Origin of the sequence: Corynebacterium sp. L4757 (assembly GCF_043673995.1) — a bacterium.
Classification (GTDB): Bacteria; Actinomycetota; Actinomycetes; order Mycobacteriales; family Mycobacteriaceae; genus Corynebacterium.
This window is the reverse complement of sequence record NZ_JBIMEN010000002.1, coordinates 495231-507512: the sequence shown is the minus strand read 5'-3', so window position 1 is coordinate 507512 and position 12282 is coordinate 495231. Positions and strand designations below refer to the sequence as shown.

The window sequence follows — 12282 nt, the reverse complement described above, 5'->3', positions numbered from 1 at the left end:
GGGCCCGACCCCCGGGAAGTGGACACGGAGGATTTAATCAAGAAGCAGATCTTAGGATAGCAGGACAGCGCTCCTCAAACACCACAGGAGCCAGATATTTACACCAGGAATGTCGGCGCACCGTGTTGTAACGGGTACACCAGCGGAAAACATCCCGCCGGCAGATCAACTGGTTGGCAAAGGTCTTGGAATCTTGAAGGACTTCCCTCTTCAGGGCCGCGTTGAACGACTCCGCCAAAGCGTTGTCCGCACTGGTCCCAATTGATCCCATCGACTGCCTGATCCCCAACTGGGTGCAGGTGTCCTGGAACGCATTCGATGTGTACACACTGCCGTGGTCCGAGTGGAAAATTGCTTCCTTCATGCTCCCTCGCTGGCCTTTGGCCATCACCAGCGCATCCTGCACCAGTGATGTGCGCATGTGATCGGCGATCGCGAAGCCAACCAGCCGGCGGGAATAGCAATCAATGACCGTAGCCAAGTACATATTCGACCCATCTGCAATCGGCAGATAGGTAATGTCACCGACGTAGACCTGGTTCGGCTTGTCGGCAGTGAATTTACGGCCGACAAGGTCAGGGAACACTGGTTTCTTCTGATCTGACACGGTGGTGGTGACCTTGCGTTTCTTGGTGTAGCCAAACAGTTTGAGTTCACGCATGATCCGCGCAACCCGCTTGTGATTCACGGGCTCATGACCCGGCTGGTCTTTAAGTTCAGCCGTAATCCGCTTGGCCCCGTAGCAACCATTTTCGGCAGTGAATACAGTCTTGACCCGTGCACCGAGGATGGCGTCGGATATGAGTCGTTTCCTCCGGGCTGAGCTGCTGTTTTTCCATTTGTAATAGGAGGACCTGCTGAGTTTCAACACGTCACATAACCGCTTAACCGAATGGTTCTTCTGGGCGTCGTCAACGAACTGGAAGCGGATCACCAGTTCGTCTCTTCCGCGAAATATTTAGCAGCCTTTCGCAGGATATCGCGCTCTTCGCGTAAGCGGCTGACTTCCCGTTCCAGCTGGCGGATCCGCTCAGCCTCGGTCACCGACATCGACGAGGGCGACTCTGCGGTGCGGGTTTTGGTACGCGCACCTGTCCCGTACTTTTTCAACCAGTTATGCAGGGTGGCACGGTTGATTCCGAGGTCCACGGCGATGGTCTTGAGCGAGGCACCTGGGGAGTTCTCGTAGAGCGCAACAGCGTCGCGCTTGAACTCCTCTGTGTAGGTCTTGCGTGGCATGGTGGCAGATTACCTTTCCCAGCATCATGCTGGTTTCAAGGTGTCCACCAAACGGGGGTCAGGTCCCCTTCCGATTGCTGATGGGTCAAATATGTACTTAGCCACGGTCATTGATTACTATTCGCGCAGGCTGGTGGGATTTGCAATTGCGGACCATATGCGCACCTCATTGGTTCAGGATGCGTTGCTGATGGCTAAAGGCCAACGAGGCAGCCTAAAGGGCACGGTGTTCCATTCGGACCACGGCAGTGTGTACACCTCGCAGGCGTTCCAGGACACCTGCACACAGTCGGGGGTTCGTCAATCGATGGGTGCTGTTGGTACCAGTGCGGATAATTCGCTGGCGGAGTCGTTTAACGCCACACTCAAACGGGAAGTGATGCAAGATTCCAAAACGTTTTCCAATCAGTTGGTGTGCCGCCGGGAGGTATTTCGGTGGTGCACCAAGTACAACACCAAACGCAGGCATTCCTGGTGTGGCAATCTCGCACCTGCGGTATTTGAAACTCAGGGTCCTGCTATCCTAAAACGTGCTTCCTAATAAATCCCCTGTGTCCACTTTCCAGGGGCCGGCCCCCTTTCGCAACGTTTTCGAAATCCGCTTGCCGCTCATCTGCTCACCGCTCCAAGAGGATCTACAACAGCTTGGCACATCTGACCGAATTAAATCCTGGTTAATCCTGCACCAGAGCGTAATCACTCATCAGAACAGCGATACTGTCTCGAGCCCAATTGACCCCAGAGGGCTTCGTATCCGTGATAGTTTAAGTGTCCACAACCACTCAGCAACGTCAGCTGAAAATTGTACATACAAGTAAAAGCAACTAGCGTCGCCGTGCAACAGCCTTGATTGTGCAAGTTTCTTGCTTTGAAAACAAGACTGCTACCGTTCCAACACAGCGCCCGGTCACCCTCAGACTAATGCAACTTCGGTACGTCACCCCGACTTCGAACCTGTGATCTGGATTTGTGTTTCGGTGACTAAGTTGATTCGGACGGCGGATAGAAGCCTTCGAACTTCCTCAAAATTGATAATTGCATTCTGCGAAACGACGAACGTTTCTACTTCCAAGTCTTCCGCGAAAAGCATTGCTGAGGCGAGCGCTGGACGAATATCATCAGCATCCTGTTTAAGCACAAAGGAATTATTGGCTACAGCCATAGCTCTTTGGCTTTTGACAGCCCCATTGAATTGATCAGACCTCAATGAGATGAAAGCGCTTCCATCGGACTGAAAAGCATCCTCCTCTTTTACTAAGGTCTCCATGCCTCCCAGTGGGAGTGCTTTGGGGTAATACTCGATCGGAGAAATGAATCCGATCGTGGGTTCCAGATACCGCTGGATTGCCTTAGCGGTATTCGGGCCAACCTTATGTGCAAATTCCATCTCACCTCCCGAGAAACGACCAAACAGCAGTGTTAAAGCCGCAGCTTCAACCTCAGGATTAAGTTTTAATGGGGTTGCCTCGTACGCGACATTTAGTACGGGAGGTACTGCATCATATTCACTCAGTTCGGCATGAATACCCCAGCGCCCGTAAAGATTTGATTTGATGCTAAACCGCATGCTGGCCTCCAAATACCTTAGTTCCGCGTACAAACGCGCCTGCATAAGCATTTACAAAGTTTTGAATTGCATCAGTGCTATCTGACCCAAGTACAAACCATGATTCAACTTTGCCATCGTTATTCACACGCACGGAGTGAGTGCCGTCCAGTGCGTCACTGCCTGACTGGTTAGGTGCGTATGCAAACCAGCTTTGACTCCCAGCCTCGGTATGGTCGATGAGCCAATCTTCAATTGATGCCATCCAATTAGTGGCTTCTAAAGCAAGCTCCTTAGAACCATCAGATACCACAGCTTCAAAGGACACCCCCTGACTTCGCAGGTTCGCCATGTCAGAATAGCTAGCGCCTAATACTACGGCTCGCGAAGCAATAGTTACACCATCGATAGAAATCATCGAGCCATCCATCAGGCCGTCGGCGTCAAATTCCGCAACAAAAGACTTCGATTCTTGCAAGAGCAAATCCCTCACAATTAGTGAATCAGGAAGATATGGTGTTAATTCTGTCTTAAATGCTTCACGATCCATCCCTTTAGGGAAAGCACCAATACGATCCAGTTCCTCTTTCAATTTCTTCAAGCTATAGCCAGTAGTACCAGATTGAAGGAACCGGGTAGAGAACGATGCCGCACCACGTTGATTGCCTCTGTCAACAACAGAAACTTGGCGTGGGTGCATTCTTCTCAAAGTGACAGGTTTCCCGGTATGAGCCAAGCTGATGCCAGACCGCAGCATCCTGATATAAATGTTGTGATCTACGCCGCTCGTAATACTTTCATCGTATCGGAAGGATCGCAAGACATCTGTTTTGATAAACCAAGTCCCGTGTCCAGGAGACGTTCCATTCTCTATGGCAGTCTCGATTATCGGCTTCTTAGACATCATGAGCGCAAGCTCACCGGTTTCGTTATCGAAATTAGCAAAAGATCCGACATTTCCGGACAAACCTGGTTCCATGGAATCTAAATGCCATTCCAATCGCTTAGGGTGCATTAGGTCGTCGTCATCAATGACAGCCGTAAAATATCCCAAGCTCTTTTCGAGAGCAAAGTTGCGAGCTGCTGAAATCCCCTGCGCCTCTTGCCAGAAATAGCGGATGCGCGGATCATTAAAACCATCCAAAACGTCGCGTAGATTATCTTCTCCGCCATCATCTATTACGACAATTTCAAAGTCTTGCACTGTTTGCGCAAGAATTGAATAAATGGTATCGGAAATCATGTCTGCACGATTCTGAGTCGCGATTGCCACTGTAACCAACACTGGCGCATCAGAGGGACGATGAGCCCAGTGAAGATAGTTCCGTACGTAAGTCTTATCTTTATAAACAATTTCACGATTTGCTTCAACAGCCGCAGACTGCTCAGGATCCTTCGCAACAGCTGCGGATGTTGGAGGATGCCAAACATGGAACATCCTAATATCGTCATCATCGAGCCACTGGGTCTTATAACCCGCCCGGCGCGCCCTCTGAGCAAAGTCGAGATCTTCGCCACCATAGGTGTGGAGCCGTTCGTCAAACCCCCGGATAATCATAAAACCTTCACGAGGGATTGCCATCATGCCACCCATTCCCCAGCGAGGACGTAGCTGCGACTTGGACTCAAATAAGTCCCATGCCTCAGGGTGTTCTGCGACGAAGTTCTCGTCCATTTCACTTGGCAAGTCACGGCACTGCAAAAACAGCGCTGAATTGCGATTGATCAATGAAAAATCGATGATGCGCTCAAACGACTGCGGACTGAAAATCATGTCTGCGTCAGTTGAGACCAACAGCTTTCCCGTTGAGATCGCAAAGCCCGCATTTAGCGCTCGAGACCGCGACCATGGCCCCGTGCGGGGAGTGAATACGTATCCGATTCCAAGCTCATCAGCGAGTTCCCGATTGCTCTTTGGATCAGCTGAGCCATAGTCGGAAATGATGATTTCGACATCATACCTTCCGACCGAGTTCTTGATACTCTCTACAGCCAATTTTAGGCGCAGTAGACCCCAGTCCCTGAAGCCAATGACAATCGATGCATCCTTTAATTTAACATTCTCAGTCATTTAACCCGCCCATAAAAGTCGTGTATTTATCGTCATTGGAACTCGGCTTTGAAATCAAAGTAAAGTCCGCGACTTTGGAGTCAACTTCTTGTCCACCCCATGAAACAATCTCAATTTCCACGCTAGAAGTTGGGAAATCAATATCAAAGTTCTTGGAGATCAAAGACTTTGCCGTGGGAACTGCGGGACTGTAAGCAAAAAATCCCTTTGCAGCTTTCGACCACGATAGAGAGCATTTCGGCTCCCGATCATAATCACTTCCGTCATCAATTGGACGGATTACAAAAATAGCGCCTTTGGCAGGAAGTGCACTATTAAATTCAATTAAGAAGCAGAAATTCCCTTTCGCTTGGGGAAGCTTAAATTGTTTCTTCAGCATGTTCTTATCCTTCTGTTTGCGCATGCCCATGGCGATAACGGGCTGCTGGCAGCTTTGATATTATCTCATGAAAATGGCTCTTGCTCAGTGTTGATGATGCATTATAAATTCAGCGTCAGACAATGTCCGATATTGTTTCACCAAGTATCGAGATAAGTTCGTCCTTAACTTTCTTCTTATCGAAGTTGTCCGAAATAAAATTCTTGGCGTCAGCCTTTTCCACCTGGTTGTTCAGGATTGATTTCACCATTCCGCCGACTGCCCCAGACAACCAATTTCGGGGGTAGATAAGGTCTGCTCCTGGCCAGTTGAGGCTGACTGGAAGCGCTCCTGATGCAGCACCGTCTGCAAGTGTTAGGTGAAAAGACTCAAAGTCACTCGTAGACAGGACCACGCCCACCTGTCGGTACCATTCCTCCATATCGGGCCCGAAACCATCGAATGCAACAGCACCCGGATACTTCTCGTTGATGGAATCAATCCTTCTATTCTGCTCAGAATAGAATTCCATCTCCTCAGGACGATTCTTCATCCATGGGTAATCCTCGGGTGCCTTACCTTTGATCCGGAGCTTGTACTCAGAATCATGTTCCAAGAGACCTTCAAGAATATCGAGTGCTCGGTCCAAACGCTTGGACTTTGGAACGATACCAACGATACCAAGGGTTTTCTCTGCGCCCTCCGCCTTTGGCCTGTCTAGGCTTGCGGAGTCGACAAAGTTTGGAATGACGACAGTTTTATTGGCAGGAACTCCATGTGAAGTAATCGCAGCCTTACGGATCAATTCACCTACGAAGATGAACTTTCCAACTTTGGCTTTGTTTATCTGGCGTAGGAATGGAAGGAACAACTCCTGTGAGTGAACTCGTACGACCATCGACTGCCGGGGCAGCAGATTGTTGGAGTACCACACAGCATTTCCCAGACCCCACTCGCAAATTACGATGTCCGCTTGGTTCAAAAGCTCCTTTGATTTTTCAGGATCGTGCTTGTTGTGGCCATCCCACTTATCAATAAGCACCTCGCAGCCGATTGCCTGGAGCTCATCGAGAATTGCTCCCGCAAACTTCAAGTCATGCCCAGCAACCAAGACAGTCTTGCCTGAGAAATCGTAAGCGTCATCATCAATCATTTCCTGCTCGGACTCGATAGCGCGGGAAATTGGAAGGGTGACAGCAATTCGGTTGTTCTCGTCGTTGACTCGAGATTTCATCGCGAGAGAGAGTCCGTCTGTCTCACCAGACTCGAGAGGTTCGGTGACGTAATCGCTCAAGGCGAAGGAACGCGAATCTTTAATGAAGACCTTGCCATAGTCACCGAATCGCAGTGGCAAGAGTACGTCTTCAGCAAAGGTTCGGGAGAATTCCTGAGGGAAATAGATTTCGATGTCATTGTCGGTGGCCGAATCAAAGTCGGAGAAAGAAGTGATGCCTTGCGCATCAAGGTAGTCTGCTTCGCTCTGGGTGAGTTCCGGAACAACTACGGCGCTTGGGCGCACAGACTGGGCTACTACACGCTCAATGAATGTAAGACGCTCGGATTCGGAGCGATTCCCCAAATCGGTCAGAATTGCCGTGTACTTCGACGGCTTCAAGCCTTGAACCGAAATACCTGCTGTACGAGCCAAGATAGACAGGGCGGATTCCGTGGTGTGAGCTCGGTAGACCGTACGCATCTGGCGCCAGATTTCATCAAGCCGGCCTGTAGGATTCGTCGACCAATCATAAAGCCATGCTCGATGATCCTTCGTATTATTGGAATGCGCAATATTGGAACCCAGAGTTTCAGCAATGCCGCGACCATAGGCACTCATTACAATGCCGCCACAAGCTGGAATCTCCACCACACGCCGGGAGAACATAGTTGGAGAATTCAATACCGAGTTCACATTCAGGTGTGCAGTATGCGATTTATACGACTCGACTACTTCCTTGTATGGGAGCCCTCCCCTGACTGCTCCACGGTAAGCCTCTGGGAACTTGTACGGTGAGTCTGGATTCTTAGCCTGACGGTCGTATATATCCATGTCATACTTTGCGGACGCTTCAAGCAAACGCTCCAAACCTTTTGAGCGTTCCTTATAGCGGTCACCATAATATGAGCCTGCATAGGCAATTGACTTCTTAAACTCTCGGGTGCTTGGAAGTGGATTATGCAACTTGGGCTGCGCGTAGAAAGGTAGCGCGCTGACAGTCTGGTTCAAGCAACCAGTGGCATTCAGGTATCGTGGAATCATTTTCGCATCAGTCGTAAACACGTGGTCGAACAACGCTGCATTCGGCGCGAAACGAGAAATATGGATTGGGTCTTCTTTATTCCAAAAAACTGTTGGAATGCCGCGTTCACGAGCTAAGGAAAGGATTCCGCGAAGATCGGCGCTCTCTTCATCCGAGTAGTGCCCGACTCCACGGTGCCAGTCTGCTTCATTACCTTCCCAGGCAGACTCGACAAAGATCAGATCCAGCTTAGGTTCTGCGGACAATTGCTCACGCCAGGAAGTACGGTTTAGGAGTTGGACGTCAAATGCGTCTTCAAGAGTCGAGCGAGTGAATTCATCACCAATAACTCCGACGCGAAGGGAGCTAAGCGGCTTAGACTCCGGAGTTTGCTGCTCGCACTGCTTAGCAGCCTCAGTATAGGAACTGAGAATTTTTTCCCCAAGGCTCGTCCATGATCTCTCCGAGACTGCCCACAGACGTGCAGTCCGACCTAGATCGGCACGAAGGTCTGCATCCAAAATCAGCTTTTCCAGTTGGGCTGCGAGGGACTCCACGTTATCGGCATCGGAAAGCAGTGCTCTTTCCTGCTTGTCCCCAGCCAGATCCCTATTCGGTGCAACATTTGAAATCAAAGTCGCCTTGCCTGCGGCGAAAGACTCAAGCGGTTTAAGAGGAGAGACTAGCTCTGTTACTAGATTGGACTTCCTTGGACACGCAACGATGTCAAAGGTGCTTTGCAACCTAGGCATCTCATTCTGTGGCAAACGACCTAAGAATGTCACTTGCTCTTCCAGCCCTAAGCTAGATACTTGCTCTTTGAGTCCGTTCTCCGCAGCACCTGATCCGGCAATAACAATTTGATGGTCGACTCCCTTGTCCTTCAATACAGCCGATGCATCAACCAGATTATCGAGTCCCTCATATCCCACAATGCTGCCAGCAAATCCAACTACGGGGACATCAACACGAATCTTCTTAGCCTTGGCATAATTCGTGTCCTTTGGCAGCGGGACAAAGAGCTCTGAATCGACGGAATTAGGTGCGACCGTGATGTTCTCTGGGTTAGCGCCCCTAGCAACTAGTTCGCCTTTCACCTGCGTAGTAATTGCGAGCACACGGTCAGCATTCTGAGCCACTAAATTCTCCAGGTGACGCATGGCTGCGAAGCGCTCGGAGTTCTCGAATCCTGGCTTGGAGGAAGCCTCAGTAAACTCCCAAAGGCCACGAACCTCATATACGAATGGGATTCCTAATCGGCGTGCAGCGATCAAAGCTGGCAATGCCGTTCGGTGGTTCGATGCTGCTTGAATAATGCTTGGACGAACCATCCGTGCCTCACGTACGAAAGCATCTGCGCATTGAAGAACGTAATGGTCGATTGGTTCCCGGTTTAGATTGCCTCCAGGAATATGCACATACTGAATGCCATCAAGCTTTGATTCTGAGCGAATTGGCTTAGGCTTTTCAACGTCAGCCTTCGAATCCCAGGGGTAGCCGGACCGACCTACGACAACAACGTCACCACCAGAGTTCTTAATTCCGTTCGCCACGCCACGAGTGCGCGTGGAGTATCCATTGGAGTTATACACCGGCGTTTGATGGACGCAGTACATAACGCGACCTGGCTCAGCAATATAAGCAGGATACTGGCTCCGCTCGGGGACGAGGTCTAGATTCTGAATTCTCACTTCGCCCAACGCTCTGGCGCTCAAAGACTTCGGTACGTCCCCGAGCTTCTCGACCAGTTTAGGGTTCGCCTCAATAAGTGCTTTTGCTTTGTGAATCTCTCCCAACTCAAACCAGAGGTAGTTGAGGGCCTTTTCGAGGTTGCGAACAGTAGACTTCTTCTCAAACTGCTCTAAGGGATTGGTTTGAGTCCCCGATGCCTGCGCCGGCACAGACTTATTGCCATCGGCTGCAGCTTTGGTCGCTGCAGTAGCAGAACTGGTGTCCGGGACCGTGGCATCTTGGTTGAACTGTCCGTTAGCTGCGGGATCTGCTGCTTGAGTCGCCTTAGCCGCCACCGCCTTTGAAGGTTCAGATGCTTGTCGCTTTTTCTGCTCATCGATAAGCCTATTGCGCGTCTTTTGGAGGTTTGATTTCAGCTTCCCAGCCATGCTGACGAAACTCGATTTCGGATTGCTAATCGCTGACTTGGCATTCTGCGCAGGTCCGACGATCGACTTTCCTACCCGAAATGTGGTCGATTCACGAACAGACGAGAGCCTGCGTTCTGCGAGTTCCCGCTCATTGACCAGCACCGCATTTTCAGCCTTGAGATCATCCAGTGATGCCTGTGCTGCACGCACCCGACGCCTCAAATCCTCTCTCTCAGCTTCTAAACGCTTGACGTACGAGTCCCTGCCCGAGTCCGATAGAGACTCGAGACGATTATAGACGTGCTCTGGGTCGCTCAAAGTTTCAGCGATCCTTAGCTCCCGAATTGATTGGTAGTCTCTGAACTCGTCAGCATGCATGCTCTACGTCCTTGAATCGCTCGAGGTATTGGGGTGGGTTCGACCGATAATAGTACCTAAGTTCGCAAAATATGCAGCCGGTAGCCGCAGATTTTCCACAATTGGCATAGATCTTTTCCCAATTCAGGAACTCCAAGAATACGAGTGTCCAAACTTTGAATCTAACCTACGGTTGATGCCCTCTTCTTACTAGTGATGCCTTCAAGCTGCGAAGACCGCCCCGCAATGCTGTAACCTTTCGGCTCTAATCTGCGCGTGATTCTATAAACTTTTCAATCTCGGATCCCCACCAGCGATATGCATCATCAACAAAGTGGTTAATGCCCATACCCCATGCGTGGTCTGGAGTTGATACTGCCATCTCCTCTGGTAGATCTGGCAGAAAATGAAATCCATGTCTATCAAATACCTCATAGTATGGAACGTAAGATTCTCGAATCTCACCTGGACTCTACTCACCTCCGAGATTAATTTTCTCGCTATTTACAGCCTTCTCGTAAAAGGAATCCTCAGAACAGTAGCTTTTTGAAAACCCACTTCTTCGTGTTTTACGTACGAGTGAGACCCCTGCCAAGAGGCAATGACTTGAAGCATAAGCAACTCGCATCTCGACCGCGTTACTCGCGCTCTTCTCGGAAGTGACCTTCATTGCCAGTATCCAAGTTTGATGCCGATGTTGTACACAACAGTAGTAGAGTCACTAGACCAGCGCACAATAACCATCGGGGCAACGCCAGCCTTCTACGGCGCCACCATCTCAGCCTTCATCGACTCTGGCTTTCGCTTGTTATGCTTAACGGTAGTTGGGATGTCCGCAAAAAAGATTTCTTTGCTGGTTCCAGAGGCCACAGCTAAACCCAGCAATCCATTCGATTCAATCTCCGCTGACAATCTCTTAAGCAGAAATCCAGTGAGATTAATTCTCTCAAATGACCTCTATTCGAGGCTGAGGGCACTGACCTAGCTCTCGCGCGCCAAACATTACTTGCTCTAAGACTGATCCATAGTGACACGAATAATGTCACGAGAAACGCACAAGTCAAAGATTAAATTGGGAATGATGGGGTTGCCCGCAAATCGTGGACACGTAGTTAAGCCGCTTAGAGATTAAGCAGCGATTTTCTCCTTATCCTTTTGATCAGCAATCCGAGATTCGAAATCGACGGGACTGATCATCCCGATGGCTGAATGTCGGCGGCGCCGGTTGTAGACAATCTCAATCAAGCGAGCCACCGCCTTCCGAGCCTCATCACGGGTTGGTCAAGTCTGGTACAGAACCATCACCACACCGCTACGATCCGCTCGTTCCAAACACATACGGCGAGAGTACAGGTCTTTCAGAACACTTTAATTCCCACACCAATCAACGAAAGCGATTTCTTCACGCGAAGAAAAGCGAAAGGACACCGCTCACTGATAAGCTTTCCCTTTATGACATTCGATCGCGACTTCTCCCGCTACGATTTTGAACGGTTTACACACTCGTCAATCGAAGACTTCAAAGTAGCTGCCGAACAGTCTGGTATCCATAGCATTAAGTATGGAAAAGGAAATCTCGACCTCTACGTCGAGAACAAGGAAAAAAAGACAACCCTAGTCGTTTTCCATGCTGCGGTTCCGCCGAGAGTAAAAACCTACCCCGTTTTCCAGGGACTATCAATTACTCGGACGCTTGATTGCAATCTTATCTTCGTGTCGGATCCCGTACTAGAACTAGACACTAATCTTGGTTGGTATGGAGGAGACGCAACACGGAAGCTTCAAGATGATTTGCCCAATGTTCTTCGAAGCACTCTCAAAGCGTTTGATGCCCACGAGCACTTAGCTTTCTTTGGGCCATCTGGCGGCGGCTACGCATCAATGTTCTATTCTCTGCAATTCCCAGGCTCATGGGCTATTCCAATGAATCCACAAACAGATATATCTAAATATAGCGAGCAGGCCGTGAACGCGTATTTGGATGCTGCATGGGATAGCATGCCAATCGAAAAAGCCGACTTCGAGCATAATTTAATTAACCTCTACCAGAAGAACTTTCCCAATAAGATTCTCTATATACAGAATCTCGGCGACCGCACTCATGTACCCAAGTACCTTGTACCGTTCCTAAACGCCACGCTTGAAAACAGAACTGATACTGCCGTTTTCGCCGGGGAGTGGGGCCTCGGGCATAAACCAGCTCCTGGCAAGGTTCTCACGAAAATTTTCCGCGACGTAGTTTCAAGTGGCGGAGACTGGGACTACATTCTTAAACTTCAAGATGCCGATAGTACGAGTAGCGCCACAGAAATTTCTACCCGTTCCCTCGAGTACATCCAGTCCTTTCAATAACTAGCTACACCAAGGAAGTT

The 12282-nt window shown here is 49.8% G+C and carries 6 protein-coding genes and 1 pseudogene; 2 read left to right on the top strand and 5 right to left on the bottom strand.

Annotated features, from left to right (window positions below):
- Positions 1-37: 37 nt before the first annotated feature.
- Positions 38-1239 (bottom strand): IS3 family transposase gene (locus ACG98I_RS04785; RefSeq protein WP_394718078.1). Its coding sequence is split into 2 segments (ribosomal slippage): positions 38-945 and positions 945-1239, totalling 1203 coding nucleotides; the frame shifts between segments, so codons are not numbered across the junction.
- Between the two features lie 67 nt (positions 1240-1306).
- On the opposite strand from ACG98I_RS04785, the pseudogene ACG98I_RS04780 reads away from it, so the two are divergent.
- Positions 1307-1780 (top strand): annotated as a pseudogene (locus tag ACG98I_RS04780) (transposase); the annotation flags it as partial.
- A 396-nt stretch (positions 1781-2176) separates the two neighbouring features.
- Here the strand turns inward: ACG98I_RS04780 and ACG98I_RS04775 are convergent.
- The 4 genes from ACG98I_RS04775 to ACG98I_RS04760 form a co-directional block, all read right to left on the bottom strand.
- Positions 2177-2806 carry a hypothetical protein gene (locus tag ACG98I_RS04775; protein WP_394718813.1) on the bottom strand — a complete coding sequence of 210 codons (630 nt, stop codon included), beginning with the start codon at positions 2804-2806 and terminating at the stop codon, positions 2177-2179.
- Positions 2796-4856 carry a glycosyltransferase gene (locus ACG98I_RS04770; protein WP_394718812.1) on the bottom strand — a complete coding sequence of 687 codons (2061 nt, stop codon included), beginning with the start codon at positions 4854-4856 and terminating at the stop codon, positions 2796-2798. The genes ACG98I_RS04775 and ACG98I_RS04770 overlap by 11 nt, the downstream gene beginning before the upstream one ends.
- Positions 4849-5235: a hypothetical protein gene (locus ACG98I_RS04765; protein ID WP_394718810.1), complete on the bottom strand. Its 387-nt coding sequence runs from the start codon at positions 5233-5235 to the stop codon at positions 4849-4851. The genes ACG98I_RS04770 and ACG98I_RS04765 overlap by 8 nt, the downstream gene beginning before the upstream one ends.
- 115 nt (positions 5236-5350) lie before the next feature.
- Complete coding sequence (locus ACG98I_RS04760; protein ID WP_394718809.1) at positions 5351-9763, bottom strand: glycosyltransferase; 4413 nt, start codon at positions 9761-9763, stop codon at positions 5351-5353.
- Between the two features lie 1599 nt (positions 9764-11362).
- Between ACG98I_RS04760 and ACG98I_RS04755 the strand changes: the two genes are divergently transcribed.
- Positions 11363-12262, top strand: a complete 900-nt coding sequence (locus ACG98I_RS04755; protein WP_394718807.1) for a hypothetical protein — start codon at positions 11363-11365, stop codon at positions 12260-12262.
- The last annotated feature ends 20 nt before the right edge of the window (positions 12263-12282 follow it).